Source organism: Mycobacterium sp. 852002-51163_SCH5372311, assembly GCF_001667115.1.
Lineage (GTDB): Bacteria > Actinomycetota > Actinomycetes > Mycobacteriales > Mycobacteriaceae > Mycobacterium.
Genome location: NZ_LZIJ01000126.1, coordinates 1 through 15,445, shown reverse-complemented (window position 1 = coordinate 15,445; position 15,445 = coordinate 1). Strand labels below are relative to the sequence as shown.

Sequence of the window (15,445 nt, the reverse complement as noted above, 5' to 3'; positions counted from 1 at the left end):
CTGCCCCACGCGCCGTTCGAAGCGGTATCGAGATATCGCTGGAAGTTGTCGGATGTTCCGGACTGGTCGCTGCGGAACACGACACGAATCGGCTTGGCGGGCAACGCCACCCCCGGGTTCAGCGCCTGGATGGCCGGGTCGTTCCAGCGCGAGATGGCGCCGTTGAAGATCTCGGCGGCCGTCGGACCGTCGAGGCTCAACGACGTCAGGCCGGTGACGTTGTAGGCGACGGCGATGGGACCGAACACGACCGGCAGGTTCCACGCCGGCGAGGCGCACCGCTGTTCGGCCTTGGTGTACTCGTCCTTGCTCAGCGGCGAGTCTGAGCCACCGAAATCGGTTTGGCCACTGAGGAATTGGCTGACCCCCGCGCCGGAACCGTTGGCCGTGTAATCGACCGTCCGGCCCGGGCAGGCTTGACGGAAGGCGCCGACAAAGCCGGCTATCGCGTTGTCCTGCGCCGTGGAACCGCTGGCCTTCAAAGTCTGCTTGCCGCCACAGCTCACCAGGGGCGACGTGGCGTTGTTCGCACCGCCGCATGCCGACAACACCACCGCACTCGTGGCCAGGATGCCCAGCGCGGCGCCAAATCGGTTGATTACCAATCGAATCCTCGGACCGTCCTCTTCCTGGCAGTCTCGCGACCCGGTAAGAAGATTTACCCTCCGCGGTCGCGACCGGCAATCGCTGGGCAACCTGAATTCTGGATTTCCGCAATAGTTTGTCCCCGGTATACCGCCCCGACACGCCCCGCTCAACATCGCCGCGTCCCGTATAATCAACCGCGACAGAGGAGGCTCCGGCCAGCAATGGCGACCAGCCAGGTGCGCTCGACGAGACCCGTGCTGGCCGTGACGGTCGCGCTGCTGAGCCTCGCGATGTCAGCGGCTCCCGCGCACGCCGACGCGGTCGACGACGCATTCCTGAACGCGGTGAAGTCCAAGGGCATCAACTTCGCGTCCGCACAGGCCGCGATCATCGCCGGTCACGAGGTGTGCGACGAGCTCGACCTGGGCAGGCAGAAGTCCGACGTCGCGACGGATGTGACGCACAGCAGCAACCTGGACGGCTACCGTGCCGGTTTCTTCGTCGGCGTGAGCGTGGCGGCGTACTGCCCGAGGCATCACTCGTAGAGTCGCCGGCCGCTGACGAACTCGCGGCGAGCCCCGCTGCGCGGATCGTCGAACTCGACACGCTGCGCCAGCAGCCGCAGCGGCGCGCTGAAGTCGTCGACCGGTACGTCAATCACATTGGGGTACAACGGATCACCACTGATCGGTAGCCCCAGTGACGCCATCTGCACACGCAACTGGTGGGTCCGTCCGGTGCGCGGCGTCAGCCGGTAGAGCCCGTCCGGGGACACGAGCTCCACCAGCGTTTCGGCGTTGGGCGCACCCGGTTCACAGACCGCCTGCAGCCGGCCGCGGTGCTTGACGATGCGGTTGCGGACCACGCGCGGAAACACCAGCGCCGGGTCGACCGCCGCCCGCGCCAGGTAGGTCTTGCGCACCAGACCGCGGGCGAACAACGTTTGATAGGCGCCGCGCAACTCGCGCCGGGTGGTGAACAGCAGCACGCCGGCGGTCAGCCGGTCGAGCCGGTGGGCCGGGCTCAGCTCGGGCAACCGGAGTTCCCGGCGTAGCCGCACCAGCGCGGTCTGCGCGACGTGACGGCCCCGGGGCATGGTGGCCAGAAAATGTGGCTTGTCGACGACCACGATGTCCGCGTCCTGATACAGCACCGGCATCTCGAACGGCACGGGCACCTCAACCGGCAAGTCGCGGTAGAGGTAGACGCTGGAGCCGGCCGGCAGCACCGTCGTCGCGTGGACCACCGCGCCGTCGGCGTCGACGACTTCTCCCGCAAGCACTTTCGCGCCGGCCCGGGCGCCGAACCGGGCGGTCAGCTCGTCCAGCACCGGTCCGCCGAGCAACCGCACCCGGGCGGGCCCCAAACCGTCGCGCACCGGCAGCGGCGCGGGTCTCACGGCAGTCTCAATTCAGCGGGACCGGCTCGAGGATCTCGGCGCGCGCCTCCGGTGCGCTGGCCCGCAATTCGTCGGCCGACACGTCGTCGGGCTGAGCCTGGGACAGGATCTCGGCCTCCACCCGCGCGGTGTAGTTGGCGACCTCGCGGTTGACGTCCTCCGCGGTCCATCCCAGCACCGGAGCGACCAGCTCGGCCACCTCGCGAGCGCAGTCGACGCCGCGGTGCGAGTATTCGATGGAGATGCGCATCCGGCGCGCCAGGATGTCCTCGAGATGCAGCGCGCCTTCGGCGGCGGCGGCGTACACCGCTTCCACCTTGAGGTATCCCGGCGCCTCTTTGATCGGGCCGAGCAGCTCGGGGCGGTCCGCCGCCATGCCCAGCACGTCGTCGATCAGGGAGCCGTAGCGGTCCAGCAGGTGGCGCACCCGATAGGGATGCAGTCCTACCCGTTCGCCGACGTGTTCCACCTGGTTGATCAGCGCGAAGTAGCCGTCGGCGCCCAGCAGGCTGACCTTTTCGGTGATCGTCGGCGCCACCCGGGCCGGGATGAACTGCACCGCCGCGTCGATCGCATCGGCGGCCATCACCCGATAGGTGGTGTACTTGCCGCCGGCGATGGCGATCAGCCCGGCCGCGGGCACCGCCACGGCGTGTTCCCGGGACAGCTTGGAGGTCTCGTCGCTCTCCCCGGCCAGCAGTGGGCGCAGCCCGGCGTACACGCCGTCGATGTCGGCGTGGGTCAACGGCGTGGCCAGCACGGTGTTCACGGTGCTCAGGATGTAGTCGATGTCGGCCTTGGTGGCCGCCGGGTGGGCCAGGTCGAGGTCCCAGTCCGTGTCGGTGGTCCCGATGATCCAGTGGGTGCCCCAGGGAATGATGAACATCACCGACTTCTCGGTGCGCAGTATCATCGCGACGTCACTGACGATCCGGTCCCGCGGCACCACCACGTGCACGCCCTTGGACGCGCGTACCTGGAATCGGCCACGCTGCTTGGACAACGCCTGGATTTCGTCGGTCCACACCCCGGTGGCGTTGACCACGACGTGCCCGCGGACCTCGGTGACCGAGCCGTCCTCGGAGTCGCGAACCCGCACGCCGGTGACCCGGTCGCCCTCGCGCAGCAACGCGACCACCTGGGTGGAGGACCGCACCACCGCGCCGTAGTGCGCGGCGGTGCGCGCGACGGTCATGGTGTGCCGGGCGTCGTCGACGACGGTGTCGTAGTAGCGAATGCCGCCGATCAAGGCGCTGCGCTTGAGGCCCGGGCTCAGTCGCAGCGCGCCGGCGCGGGTCAAATGCTTTTGCGCCGGAACCGATTTCGCGCCGCCGAGAGTGTCGTAGAGGAAGATGCCGGCGGCGACGTACGGGCGCTCCCACATCCGTTTGGTCAGCGGGAACAGGAACGGCAACGGCTTGACCAGATGCGGCGCCAGTTTCGTCAGCGACAGCTCACGCTCATGGAGCGCCTCGCGCACCAGCCCGAACTCCAGTTGCTCGAGGTAGCGCAACCCGCCGTGGAACATCTTCGACGAGCGGCTCGACGTGCCGGAGGCGAAATCACGCGCCTCGACCATCGCCACCTTGAGCCCGCGGGTGGCGGCGTCCAGCGCGCACCCGGAACCCACCACGCCGCCGCCGATGACCACCACGTCGAACTGCTCGGCGCCGAGTCGCTCCCAGGCCACGGCGCGTTGCTGCGGTCCCAGTTCATGGATCGGGCTGGTCATTCGCCGAAACTCCCGTCAGTTACTCGTCGGTAGGCTGTAGCCAGACTACGGGGAATTCAGTCGATGTCAGTCAAGGTCATCGTGGGCCATCAACCGGCGGGCGGCCTCGGTGATCGAACCCGACAGCGACGGGTAAACGGCCAGCGTCTGGGCCAGTTCGTTGACGGTGATGCGGTTGGTCACGGCTACGGCGATCGGCAGGATCAGCTCTGAGGCGATCGGGGCCACCACCACGCCGCCGATCACGACGCCGGTGGACTTGCGGCAGAAGATCTTGACGAAGCCCTGCCGGATCCCGGACATCTTGGCCCGCGCGTTGGTCCGCAACGGCAGCATGATGGTCCGGGCGCTGAACGAGCCGTCGTCGATCGCCGATTGCGGTATGCCCACCGCGGCGATCTCAGGTCTGGTGAACACCGTCGCGGCCACCGTGCGCAGCCGGATCGGGCTCACGCCTTCGCCCAGCGCGTGATACATCGCGATGCGGCCCTGCATGGCGGCGACGGACGCCAACAGCAGCAGCCCGGTGCAGTCGCCGGCGGCATAGATCCCGGGCACCGATGTGCGCGAAACCCGGTCCACGGCCAGGTAGTCGCCTTTGCCGAGTTCGATGCCGACCCGTTCCAGGCCCAGTCCGCTGGTGTTGGGCACCGACCCGATGGTCATCAGCGCGTGGCTGCCCTCGACGGTGCGGCCGTCCGTCATGGTGACCAGCACCCCGGCGTCGGTGCGGGTGACCGATTCGGCGCGGGCGTGCTTGAACAGCTGGACGCCGCGTTCGGCGAACGACTCTTCGAGGACCGCCGCGGCGTCGGCGTCCTCGTAGGGCAGCACCCGGTCGCGGCTGGCGGCCACCGACACCTGCACGCCGAGCTCGGTGTAGGCGTGGACGAACTCGGCGCCGGTGACCCCGGAACCCACCACGACGAGGTGCTCGGGCAACTCCTGCAGGTCGTAGAGCTGACGCCAGGTCAGGATCCGCTCGCCGTCCGGCTGGGCCGACGGCAGGATCCGGGGGCTGGCCCCGGTGGCGATCAGCACCACATCGGCGTCGTGGTCGCTGGTGGACCCCGAATCGGAATGGGTGGCCCTGATGCGGTGGCAGGCCAGGCCGGGCGCGGGGTCGATCAGCTCGCCACGGCCGGCGATCACTTCGACGCCCACGCTGCGCAGCTGGGCGGTGATGTCGGAAGACTGCTCGGCGGCCAGCGTCTTGACCCGGGAGTGGATTTGCGGCAACGAGATCTTGGCGTCCTCGTAGTCGATCTCGAACCCCAGTCGCGGCGCACGGCGCAGCTCGGTGCGCAGACCGGTGGACGCGATGAACGTCTTGGACGGCACACAGTCGTCCAGGACGGCCGCCCCGCCGATGCCTTCGCTGTCAATCACGGTGACTCGGGCCGTGTCCGGATGCGAGGTGGCCGCGACCAGCGCAGCCTCGTAGCCGGCCGGCCCTCCGCCGATGATCACGATCCGGGTCACCACAGGCCATAACCTAATCGCGACCATGCAGCCACGCGAGCCGGTCCCGTTTAAGCTTTCCCCGTGCCGCTCTACGCCGCGTACGGGTCGAACATGCATCCCGAGCAGATGCAACAGCGCGCACCCCACTCGCCGATGGCCGGAACGGGCTGGTTGCCGGGATGGCGGCTGACGTTCGGCGGCGAGGACATCGGCTGGGAAGGGGCGCTGGCCACCGTCGTCGAAGACCCGGATTCGCGGGTGTTCGTGGTGCTCTACGACATGACATCCGCCGACGAGAAGAACCTCGACCGGTGGGAGGGCTCCGAGTTCGGCGTGCACAAGAAGATCCGCTGCCGGGTCGAGCGCTTGTCGTCGGACACCACCACCGACCCCGTCCTCGCCTGGCTGTACGTGCTGGACGCCTGGGAGGGCGGGCTGCCGTCGGCGCGCTATCTAGGGGTGATGGCGGACGCGGCCGAGATTGCCGGTGCGCCAGCCGATTACGTGCACGATCTGCGTACCCGCCCCGCCCGCAACATCGGCCCGGGCACCACCTAGTTGGCCTGCCTGGCCGCGAGCGTGCGTGTTTGTACACGACTCGCCGCGTCCGGCTGGCATTCTGCGCACGCTCACGCGGCACGGGCGTGCTCGAGACGCCGTGCGATGCGGGCGACGAGTTCTGCCGGCCTATGCCTGACGTCCTCGGCGATGATGGGCACCACCACCCAACGCAGGTCCTGTAATGCGCCCGCGCGTCGCCGGTCGCGGCGAAATGCGTCCCGACCGCTGTGCCAGTCGAGGCCGTCGTACTCGGCGGCGACCCGGTATTCCGGCCAGGCGAAGTCGAGTCGCCAGGTTCGGCCGCTGAGGTCGACGATCTCGTGCTGCAACACCGGCGGCGGCAAGCCGCCGTCGAGCATGACCAGCCGTGCCTCGCTCTCCATCGGCGACTGGGCCAGCGGGGAGGCGTGCTCAAGCAGCTCCCGAGCCGCGACGACGCCGCGCCGCCCGGAATGCCGCCTGAGCATGCTCCGCAGCTCGTCGCGGTCGCAGGTGCCGCTGCGCAACGCGCCGTCCAACGTGGCCAGGGCTCTTGGCCTGCACAGGCTGCGCGCCACCTCGATAGCCGTCCACGCGGGCACGGTGGCCGGCCGCCCGGCGACGATGGCCAGCGGCGCGCCCGCACGGCGATGTACCACCAGACCGCGGGTCGGTCGCAACTGTTGGCCACCCGGGTTCAGCACATGCAGGTCGGTATCCTCTTCGGTGTCGAAGCCGTACGCGGCCGCTGCAGTGCTTAAACAGACGGCGATCGTCGTGCCTGTCGCCAAATCCAGGCCGCGCAGCCGCATCGCGTCAGTGATTTCACCGCGGCCGTAAATGCCGTACCAAACCTTTTGCAGCACACCGCATTTCAAGTTCATCTCCAGGCCGCGGCGGGTGAGGTGGGTCAACGCCTGAGCGGAGGTAACCACGCCGCCTTGCATCGTGAGCAATCGGCCGAGCTCCGCATTCACGCCCGGTATCGTCGGCGCACCGCGGCACGCCCACAATTCACCCCCTGCCGAGCGTGCGCAGAATGCCGACCGAAGGCGGCGTGTCCGGTACAGACACGCACGCTCGCGGGAGTAGTAGGCCAGCAGCTAGAAAGCCGCCGCCTGATCGACGATGTTGACCAGCACCCGTAGGCCGATCCCCAGCGCCCGCTCGTCGAGGTCGAACGTCGGCTGGTGCAGATCCAACTGCGGGCCTTCCCCGGACCACACACCCAATCTCGCCATCGCCCCCGGAATCTCCTCCAAGTACCAGGAGAAGTCCTCGCCGCCGCCGGACTGGCGGGTGTCCGCCAGCACATCGGGTCCGACGGCTTCGATCGCGTGGGTGAGGATGCGCGTCGAGATGTCCTCGTTGACCACCGGTGGCACTCCGCGGCGGTATTCCAGGGTGTGCTCGATCTCCAGCGGCGCAAGCAGGCCCGTCACCGCCTGACCGATCATGTCCTCGAGCGCCACCCACGTCTGCCGGCTGGCGGTGCGAACGGTGCCGGCCAGCACGCCGGTTTGCGGAATGGCGTTGGGCGCCACGCCGGCGTTGACCGCGCCCCACACCAGCACGGTGCTGTTGCGCGGGTCGATGCGCCGCGACAGCACTCCGGGCAGGCCGGTGATCAGCGTGCCCAGCGCATAGACCAGGTCGGCGGTCAGGTGCGGACGGGAGGTGTGCCCGCCCGGCGAATACAGCTTGATCTCGATCTGGTCGGCCGCCGAGGTGATGGGTCCCTGTCTGACGGCGACCTTGCCCACCTCGAGCCGGGGATCGCAGTGCAGGGCGAAGATCCGCGACACCCCGCTTATCGCCCCGGCGGCGATCGCGTCGATGGCGCCTCCGGGCATCAGCTCTTCGGCGGCCTGGAAGATCAGCCGCACCCCCACCGGCAGCTCGGGCAGCGACGACAATGCCAGCGCGGTGCCCAGCAGGATGGCGGTGTGCGCATCATGACCGCAGGCGTGCGCGACGTTGGGCATGGTCGAGGCATAGGGGGCACCCGTCCGCTCGGCCATGGGCAGGGCGTCCATGTCGGCGCGCAGGGCGATCCGCGGCTGATGCTCGGGGCCGAAGTCGCAGGTCAACCCCGTGCCGCCGGGCAGCACCTTGGGGTTGAGCCCCGCGTCCGCCAACCGTTCGGCGACGAATTGCGTGGTCGCGAACTCCTGGCGGCCCAGCTCCGGATACCGGTGGATGTGCCGCCGCCAGGCGATCAGGTTGTCGTAGTTTGCCGCCAGCCATGATTCGGCGGTGTCGACGAGGCTCATGGTGCGGCCCGCCGCTGCTGGGCCGCCAGGACCCGGTCCCGTTGCGCAGGAGTCTGGGCGAGCTGGACGACGGTACGCGCCAGCATGATCGCTCCCTCGAGGACCGCGCGGTCGGCGCTGGGACCGGCGGCCGCGTCGGCGAAGGCGCGCTGGTGAACCGTGGCACCGCCGGCGTCGACGCCGATCACCGGATGGATCCCCGGCAGTACGTGCGTGACGTTGCCCATGTCGGTGCTGCCCATCGGCAGATTGGCCTCGATGTCTGGCGCCACCGGTTCGCGCCCGAGCCTGCGCATCTCCTCCCGGAACACGTCGGCCAGCCATTGGTCGGGCCTGAGCTCCGCGTATGCCGGTGCGGGAGTGCCGATTTCGTACTCGCAGCCCGCCGCCAGCGCTCCCGCGGCGAAGCAGGCGAACATCCTGCCTTCCAGTTCCCGCAGCGAATCCGATTCGATCGCCCGCATGGCATATTTCAGGCTCGCGCGGCCGGGGATGACGTTGACCGCCTGACCGCCTTCGGTGACGATGCCGTGCACGAGTTGTCCGGGCGCCATCTGCTGACGCAGCACCCCGATGGCCACCTGCGCGACCGTGACGGCGTCGGCGGCGTTGACCCCGAGATGCGGCGCGACGGCGGCATGGGATTCTTTGCCCCGGTATTCGACGGTGACCTCGGACAACGCCAGCGAGCGGGCCCCGGCGATGTCGGCGGGCCCGGGATGCACCATCACCGCCACCGCGACGTCGTCGAACGCCCCGGCCTGCAGCATCAGGGCCTTACCGCCGCCGGACTCCTCGGCGGGTGTGCCCAGCAAAGCCACCCGCAGGCCCAGGTCGTCGGCCACCTCGGCCAGTGCGAGCGCCGTGCCCACCGCCGAGGCCGCGATGATGTTGTGGCCGCAGGCATGTCCTATTCCCGGCAGCGCGTCGTACTCGGCGCACACCCCGACAACCAACGCCCCGCTGCCGAAGTCGGCGCGGAAGGCGGTGTCCAAACCGGCAGTGGGAGAGGTGATTTCGAAGCCACGCTCGGCAACCAGGGCCTGCGCTTTGGCGCAGCTGCGGTGCTCGTCGAACGCCAGTTCCGGCTCGGCGTGAATCGAGTGGGACAACTCGACAAGATCGGCGCCACGACGCCGCACCACATCCTCGACGCTGTCTAGGGCGCTGGCTGCGGGCATGCTGGCAGTATCTCACTGACGAGCAGCAACGCGCCGCCGCCGGTCCTTACACGGGCTAAGCTCCCGCAGTGTGACCGACCCTGCGCCCGACGAACTGGCCGCGCGGGCGGCCCACGCCATCGCCGAGCGGACCGGGACCGCTGTGCACGACGTCGCGATCGTGCTCGGATCCGGCTGGGCGCCGGCCGTCGGCGCGCTGGGCTCGCCGGTCGCGGTGCTACCGATGGCCGAGCTACCGGGCTTCACCCCGCCGAGTGCGGTCGGGCATCGCGGCGAGATGCTGTCGATGCGTATCGGCGAACACCGGGTTCTGGTGCTGGCCGGTCGCGTGCACGCCTACGAGGGCCACGACCTGCGCCACGTGGTACGCCCGGTGCGGGCGGCCTGCGCGGCGGGCGCGCGCATCGTCATTCTCACCAACGCGGCCGGCGGACTGCGACCGGACTTCCAAGTCGGTCAGCCGGTGCTGATCAGCGACCACCTGAACCTGACCGCGCGTTCGCCCCTGGTCGGCGCTCACTTCGTCGACCTGACCGATGCCTATGCCCCGCGGCTGCGCCGGCTTGCCCGCGACGCCGACCCGAGCCTGGCCGAAGGCGTCTACGCCGGCCTGCCCGGCCCGCACTTTGAGACGCCCGCCGAAATCCGCATGCTGCGGACGCTGGGTGCCGACCTGGTGGGCATGTCGACAGTGCACGAGACCATCGCAGCCCGCGCAGCCGGCGCCGAGGTGCTGGGGGTTTCCCTGGTGACCAACCCGGCGGCCGGGATCACCGACGAGCCGATCAGCCATGTGGATGTGCTCGCGGCCGGCGCGGCGTCGGCAACCCGGATCGGCTCCCTGCTTGCTGACGTCATAGCCGCAATTCCGCTGTGACACCGGAGGATTGGATCGCGCACGACCCCGACCCGACGACGGCCGCCGAACTCGCCGCCTGCGCGCCCGACGAACTGGCGGCGCGATTCGCCCGGCCCCTGACCTTCGGCACCGCGGGTTTGCGCGGACCGGTGCGCGGCGGACCGGACGCGATGAACCTCGCGGTGGTGCTGCGGGCCACCTGGGCAGTGGCCCAGGTACTCACCGGCCGCGGGTCGGCCGGTGCGCGGGTGATCGTCGGCCGCGACGCCCGGCACGGGTCAGCGGCGTTCAGCGCTGCTACGGCCGAAGTCCTTGCCGCTGAAGGGTTTTCGGTGCTGCAACTACCCGAACCGGTACCCACACCAGTGGTCGCGTTCGCGGTCCGCCAGGCCGGTGCCGCCGCAGGGATACAGATCACCGCGTCGCACAACCCGCCGGCCGACAACGGCTACAAGGTGTACTTCGACGGCGGCCTCCAAATCATCTCTCCGACCGACCGTCAGATCGAAGCCGCCATGTCCGCTGCTCCTCCGGCCGACCAGATCGCCCGCAGGCACGTCAAGCCCGCGTATACCGATCTGGTCGACCGGTACATCGAGCGCGCGTCTGCCGTGCGGCGCACCGTCGGTTCGATCCGCGTGGCCCTGACGCCGCTGCACGGCGTGGGCGGCGCGGTGGCCGTCGAGACCCTGCGGCGGGCCGGCTTCGACGACGTGCACACCGTCGCCTCGCAGTTCGCGCCGGACCCCGACTTTCCCACCGTCGCGTTTCCCAATCCCGAGGAGCCCGGGGCCACCGACGCATTGCTGGGCCTGGCCGCCGATGTCGGGGCCGACGTCGCGATCGCCCTGGACCCCGACGTTGACCGGTGTGCGGTGGGGATTCCCACGCCCGACGGTTGGCGGATGCTCTCCGGCGACGAAACCGGTTGGCTCCTGGGCGATTACATACTCAAGAATTCTCCGGAGGTGCCTGTCGTGGCCAGCACGGTGGTGTCGTCGCGGATGCTCGCCGCGATTGCCCGGCAGTACGGCGCCAAGCACGTCGAAACCCCTACCGGCTTCAAGTGGCTGGCACGCGCCGACGCAAACCAAGCGGGGACGCTGGTGTACGCGTACGAAGAAGCGATCGGGCACTGCGTCGACCCCGCCGCGGTGCGCGACAAGGACGGCATCAGCGCCGCGGTGTTGGTGTGCGACCTGGTGGCCGCGCTGCATGCCGAGGGCCGTTCGGTGCCCGACCAGCTCGACCAGCTTGCCCGGCGCCACGGTGTCCACGAGGTCGCGGCGGTGTCGTGGGCGGTCGCGCCGCCGAAAACCGGAGCGGACGACGCCGCCGCGTTGATGCAGCGCCTGCGGACGGCCCCGCCCGGCCCGCTGGCCGGGTTCATCACCACCGACGTCGCCGATGCGCTGGTCTTCACCGGCAGCGACGACGACACGTCGTCCAGAGTGGTGGTGCGGCCGTCGGGAACCGAGCCAAAGCTGAAGTGCTACTTGGAGGTTCGCTGCGCGGCGACCGACGACCTGGGTCCCGCGCGGGAGCACGCGCGAGCAGTGCTCGACGAGCTCGTCTCCGCAGTGAGCGGCTAGCGCGGCCCGAACTGGCGGTCACCGGCATCGCCGAGACCCGGCACTATATAGGCGATCTCGTTGAGACCGTCGTCGACGGCCGCGGTGAACACCCGTACGTTCGGAGCGATCTTCTCAAGGGCCGCAAGGCCTTCCGGCGCTGCCACCACACAGAGCACGGTGATGTCCGTCGCGCCGCGGCGTTGCAGCAGGCCGATGGTGTGCGTCATCGATCCGCCGGTGGCCAGCATCGGGTCCAGGACCATCACCGGCAGCTCCGACAGGTCGTCGGGCAGCGACTCCAGATACGGCACCGGCTGGTGGGTTTCCTCGTCGCGGGCCACACCGACGAACCCCACCCTGGCCTCCGGCAAGGCGGCGTGCGCCTCGTAGACCATGCCCAGCCCGGCTCGCAGCACGGGCACCAGCAGTGGCGGATTCGCCAGCCGCGAGCCCACCGTCTCCGTCAGCGGCGTGCGTATCGGCACCGGCAGGCTGGGCGCATCGCGGGTCGCCTCGTAAACCAGCATCAGCGTCAGCTCCCGCAACGCGGACCGAAACGCGGCGTTGTCGGTGCGTTCGTCGCGCAGCGCGGTCAGCCGCGCGGCGACCAGCGGGTGGTCCACGACGCTGACATCCACGGATGTCGACCTTAATGGCGATCGCAAGCGCGGCGAAGCCGGGCGCTGCGGGTCGCCATCATCCAGCCCAGGTAACGATTCGACATAGCTGCGCTGAAACGCTCGCGTGGGTCGGCTGAACAGCCCGAATCCGCCCATATACTCCGCGGATGCGAGCCCTGCGGCTGTTCTGTGCGGTGGCGGCGGTAGCGGTGCTGGCGGTCTCCTGGCCTCCTCGGGTGGGGCTGACAGCGGCCACTCTTCCGACGCCCGCACACGTGGTGATCGTGGTGGAAGAGAACCGCTCTCACGCCGGCATCGTCGGCAACAAGTCGGCGCCGTTCATCAACGCGCTGGCGGCCGGCGGCGCAATGATGACCCAATCCTTCGCCGAGACACATCCGAGCCAACCCAACTATCTGGCGTTGTTCGCGGGCGACACATTCGGGCTGACCAAGAACACCTGCCCGGTCAACGGCGGCACCCTGCCCAACCTCGGCTCCGAATTGCTCGCTGCCGGTTACACATTCGCCGGCTACGCCGAAGACCTCCCGGCGGCCGGGTCGCCCGTCTGCAGTGCGGGCAAGTATGCGCGCAAGCACGTGCCGTGGGCCAACTTCAGCAACATACCGCCGGCCAACTCGCTGCCGTTCTCGGCTTTTCCGCCGCCGGGAAATTACTCGAGTCTGCCCACCGTGTCGTTCGTCATTCCCAACAACGACAACAACATGCACGACGGCTCGGTCACCCAGGGCGACGCCTGGCTGGGCCGACAGCTGTCCGGCTACGCCAATTGGGCCAAGGCCAACAACAGCCTGCTGATCCTGACGTGGGACGAGGACGACGGCGGCAGTCGCAACCAGATCCCGACCGTCATCTACGGCGCGCACGTGCAGCCGGGCAGCTACACGGAGCAGATCAACCACTACAACGTGCTGGCCACGCTGCAGCAGATGTACGGATTGCCCAAGACGGGCAAGGCGGCGAATGCGCCCGTCATCGCCACCATCTGGACCGGGTAACCGGCACCGAACCACGCCGTCGCTATTCTGTGCCGCATGGTTGCTGCTCTCGTGCCCATCCGCCTGAGCCTGTCCGACGGTGATCGTTACACCGTGTGGGCACCCCGCTGGCGCGATGCCGGCGACGAGTGGGAGGCGTTCCTGGGCAAGGATGAGGATCTATACGCCTTCGAGACCGTCGCGGACCTGGTCGCATTCGTGCGTACCGATTCCGACAACGATCTCGTCGACCACCCCGCGTGGAAGCTCCTGACCACAGCCCACGCGCATAAGTTCGAACCGACCGAAGACCGGGAGTTCGACCTGGTCGCCGTCGAGGAGCTGGTGGCGGAGAAGCCCACCGAGGAGTCGGTGAGCTCGCTGGCCGCCACGCTGGCGATCGTGTCGTCCATCGGATCGGTGTGTGAGTTGCCGGCCGTGTCCAAGTTCTTCAACGGCAATCCCACCCTGGGCACCGTTTCCGGCGGGGTCGAGCAGTTCACCGGGAAGGCGGGCCAGAAGCGCTGGAATGCGATCGCCGAGATCATCGGCCGCAGCTGGGACGACGTGCTGAGCGCCATCGACGAGATCGTCAGCACGCCGGAGGTGGATCCCAAGGCGTCCGAAAAGGCCGCCGACGAGCTGGCCGAGGAACCCGAGGAGCCCGAAGAGGAGGAGCTCACCGAGGCCGAGGACGCTGAAGCCGCCGCGGCCGCAGAGGAGACGACCGACGACACCGACGAGACTGCCGAGACCGCCGAGACCGCCGAGACCGCCGAGACCGAAACCGAAGCCGAGGAGGAGGTCCGCGCGGCCGGCGACACGGTGGTGCTGGGCAGCGACGAAGACTTCTGGGGACAGGTGGGCATCGACCCGATCCGGATCATGACGGGCGCCGGCACTTTTTACACGCTGCGCTGCTACTTGGACGAGCGGCCCATCTTCCTGGGCCGCAACGGCCGGATCAGTGTGTTCACCTCCGAGCGCGCGCTGGCCCGTTACCTCGCCGACGAGCACGACCACGACCTGTCCGATCTGAGTACCTACGACGACATTCGCACCGCCGCTACCGACGGTTCGCTGGCAGTCGACATCACCGACGACAACGTCTACGTGCTGAGCGGGCTGGCGGACGACTTTGCCGACGGCCCGGACGCAGTCGACCGCGATCAGCTGGACCTGGCGGTGGAGTTGCTCCGCGACATCGGCGACTACTCCGAGGAGAGCACGGTGGAAAAGGCGCTGGCAACCGGCCGGCCGCTGGGCAAGCTGGTGTCCTACGTCCTAGAGCCCGATTCCGTCAGCAAACCCGCGGGCCCGTATTCTGCTGCGGTCCGGGAATGGGAAAAGCTGGAGCAGTTCGTGGAGTCACGGCTCCGGCGCGAATAGCGTCGCGGCGCGCACAGTGCCTGACCGGGCCCGCCAAGCCCGTTTGACGGACAATCAACCTTCCTCTTTACTGGCGGCAAGTGCCCGCCGGCAGACAAAGGGGCGGCCGAGCCGGAGGTGAGCAAAGTGACGCTTCCCGGCATCGGCCCTCTCCCGCTGTCCGAGTTCCAGCGACCGGCCATGCTCCTGTTCGGGCTGATCCCGCTGGCGCTGCTCGTCGCCTACGTCATGGTTCAGGCTCAACGCCGCAAACGGCTGCACCGATACACCGAAGAGCATGTGCCGCAGTCGTTGTGGCGGCACCTTCCGATCGCTCTGGCACTGTTCTGCCTGGTCCTGCTGACCATCGCGCTGGCGACGCCCACCCATGACATGCGGATCCCCCGCAACCGCGCCGTCGTCATGCTGGTGATCGACAACTCCAATTCCATGCGGGCAAACGACGTCGAGCCCAACCGCCTCAAGGCGGCCGAGGAGGCCGCAAAGAGGTTCGCCAACCAGCTGACGCCGGGCATCAACCTCGGACTGGTCGGTTTCGCGCGCACACCGTACCTGCTGGTACCCCCGACTCCGCACCACCAGGCGACCGTCGACGCCCTGCCGAAACTGCAGTTCGGCGACGGCACGGCCACCGGCGAGGCGATCTTCACCGCCCTGCACGCGATCGAAGCGTCAGCCGTGACCGGCGGCGACAAACCGCCGCCTGCCCGCATCGTGCTGCTTTCCGACGGCGGCGCGAACAAGCCGCAGAACCCCAACGATCCGCATGACGGTGCCTATACGGCGGCTCGGTTGGCCAAGGATCACGGGGTGCCGGTCTCGACGATC

At 68.8% G+C, this 15,445-nt stretch carries 15 protein-coding genes; 7 read left to right on the top strand and 8 right to left on the bottom strand.

Going from position 1 to position 15,445, the window contains the following annotated elements; translation table 11 throughout:
* A partial coding sequence (locus A5791_RS16155; RefSeq protein WP_156661366.1) for a phosphate ABC transporter substrate-binding protein PstS occupies nucleotides 1–605 on the bottom strand: 605 nt, incomplete at its 3' end.
* A 204-nt stretch (nucleotides 606–809) separates the two neighbouring features.
* Between A5791_RS16155 and A5791_RS16150 the strand changes: the two genes are divergently transcribed.
* Entirely contained in the window at nucleotides 810–1,133 is a 324-nt protein-coding gene (locus A5791_RS16150) for a DUF732 domain-containing protein (RefSeq protein ID WP_067238794.1), read from the top strand.
* On the opposite strand, the gene A5791_RS16145 is transcribed toward A5791_RS16150, so the two are convergent.
* From A5791_RS16145 to A5791_RS16135, 3 genes are all read right to left on the bottom strand, one after another.
* Nucleotides 1,124–1,987 (bottom strand): pseudouridine synthase, encoded by an 864-nt coding sequence (locus A5791_RS16145; RefSeq protein WP_067238790.1) that lies wholly within the window; start codon nucleotides 1,985–1,987, stop codon nucleotides 1,124–1,126. The genes A5791_RS16150 and A5791_RS16145 overlap by 10 nt on opposite strands.
* A 7-nt stretch (nucleotides 1,988–1,994) precedes the next feature.
* The gene (locus tag A5791_RS16140; RefSeq protein ID WP_067238785.1) at nucleotides 1,995–3,719 is read right to left on the bottom strand and encodes a glycerol-3-phosphate dehydrogenase/oxidase; all 1,725 of its coding nucleotides are present in this window, start codon (nucleotides 3,717–3,719) and stop codon (nucleotides 1,995–1,997) included.
* A gap of 66 nt (nucleotides 3,720–3,785) precedes the next feature.
* Nucleotides 3,786–5,204, bottom strand: coding sequence for an NAD(P)H-quinone dehydrogenase (locus tag A5791_RS16135; protein ID WP_067238781.1), 1,419 nt, complete (start codon nucleotides 5,202–5,204; stop codon nucleotides 3,786–3,788).
* Nucleotides 5,205–5,264: 60 nt separating this feature from the next.
* On the opposite strand from A5791_RS16135, the gene A5791_RS16130 reads away from it, so the two are divergent.
* Nucleotides 5,265–5,741 (top strand): gamma-glutamylcyclotransferase, encoded by a 477-nt coding sequence (locus A5791_RS16130; RefSeq protein WP_067238778.1) that lies wholly within the window; start codon nucleotides 5,265–5,267, stop codon nucleotides 5,739–5,741.
* 71 nt (nucleotides 5,742–5,812) lie between these two features.
* Here A5791_RS16130 and A5791_RS16125 read toward each other — a convergent pair whose 3' ends face one another.
* The 3 genes from A5791_RS16125 to A5791_RS16115 all read right to left on the bottom strand — a co-directional run bounded on the left by A5791_RS16125 (nucleotide 5,813) and on the right by A5791_RS16115 (nucleotide 9,177).
* A complete protein-coding gene (locus A5791_RS16125; protein ID WP_082966962.1) occupies nucleotides 5,813–6,700 on the bottom strand; it encodes a hypothetical protein in 888 nt (295 codons plus the stop codon).
* Nucleotides 6,701–6,826: 126 nt separating this feature from the next.
* The gene (locus A5791_RS16120) at nucleotides 6,827–7,996 is read right to left on the bottom strand and encodes a M20 family metallopeptidase (RefSeq protein ID WP_067238774.1); all 1,170 of its coding nucleotides are present in this window, start codon (nucleotides 7,994–7,996) and stop codon (nucleotides 6,827–6,829) included.
* Nucleotides 7,993–9,177, bottom strand: coding sequence for a M20 family metallopeptidase (locus A5791_RS16115; protein WP_067238770.1), 1,185 nt, complete (start codon nucleotides 9,175–9,177; stop codon nucleotides 7,993–7,995). The genes A5791_RS16120 and A5791_RS16115 overlap by 4 nt, the downstream gene beginning before the upstream one ends.
* Before the next feature lie 70 nt (nucleotides 9,178–9,247).
* Here A5791_RS16115 and A5791_RS16110 point away from each other — a divergent pair, with 70 nt between their 5' ends.
* Entirely contained in the window at nucleotides 9,248–10,054 is an 807-nt protein-coding gene (locus A5791_RS16110; RefSeq protein ID WP_067238767.1) for a purine-nucleoside phosphorylase, read from the top strand.
* The gene (locus tag A5791_RS16105; protein WP_067238764.1) at nucleotides 10,051–11,628 is read left to right on the top strand and encodes a phospho-sugar mutase; all 1,578 of its coding nucleotides are present in this window, start codon (nucleotides 10,051–10,053) and stop codon (nucleotides 11,626–11,628) included. Before A5791_RS16110 ends, A5791_RS16105 begins: the two co-directional genes overlap by 4 nt.
* Here A5791_RS16105 and upp read toward each other — a convergent pair.
* Complete coding sequence (upp, locus tag A5791_RS16100; RefSeq protein ID WP_067238760.1) at nucleotides 11,625–12,248, bottom strand: uracil phosphoribosyltransferase; 624 nt, start codon at nucleotides 12,246–12,248, stop codon at nucleotides 11,625–11,627. The genes A5791_RS16105 and upp overlap by 4 nt on opposite strands.
* Before the next feature lie 149 nt (nucleotides 12,249–12,397).
* Between upp and A5791_RS16095 the strand changes: the two genes are divergently transcribed.
* The 3 genes from A5791_RS16095 to A5791_RS16085 form a co-directional block, all read left to right on the top strand.
* Nucleotides 12,398–13,249 carry an alkaline phosphatase family protein gene (locus A5791_RS16095; protein WP_067238756.1) on the top strand — a complete coding sequence of 284 codons (852 nt, stop codon included), beginning with the start codon at nucleotides 12,398–12,400 and terminating at the stop codon, nucleotides 13,247–13,249.
* Between the two features lie 36 nt (nucleotides 13,250–13,285).
* Entirely contained in the window at nucleotides 13,286–14,617 is a 1,332-nt protein-coding gene (locus tag A5791_RS16090) for a primosomal protein (protein ID WP_067238753.1), read from the top strand.
* A gap of 126 nt (nucleotides 14,618–14,743) precedes the next feature.
* A partial coding sequence (locus A5791_RS16085) for a VWA domain-containing protein (protein ID WP_067238797.1) occupies nucleotides 14,744–15,445 on the top strand: 702 nt, incomplete at its 3' end.

What these genes read in the sequence shown, in the direction of transcription:
- A5791_RS16150 (WP_067238794.1), top strand. Translation starts at nt 810, where the DNA reads ATGGCGACCAGCCAGGTGCGCTCGACGAGACCCGTGCTGGCCGTGACG.
- A5791_RS16140 (WP_067238785.1), bottom strand. Translation starts at nt 3,719, where the DNA reads ATGACCAGCCCGATCCATGAACTGGGACCGCAGCAACGCGCCGTGGCC.
- A5791_RS16120 (WP_067238774.1), bottom strand. Translation starts at nt 7,996, where the DNA reads ATGAGCCTCGTCGACACCGCCGAATCATGGCTGGCGGCAAACTACGAC.
- A5791_RS16115 (WP_067238770.1), bottom strand. Translation starts at nt 9,177, where the DNA reads ATGCCCGCAGCCAGCGCCCTAGACAGCGTCGAGGATGTGGTGCGGCGT.
- A5791_RS16095 (WP_067238756.1), top strand. Translation starts at nt 12,398, where the DNA reads ATGCGAGCCCTGCGGCTGTTCTGTGCGGTGGCGGCGGTAGCGGTGCTG.
- A5791_RS16090 (WP_067238753.1), top strand. Translation starts at nt 13,286, where the DNA reads ATGGTTGCTGCTCTCGTGCCCATCCGCCTGAGCCTGTCCGACGGTGAT.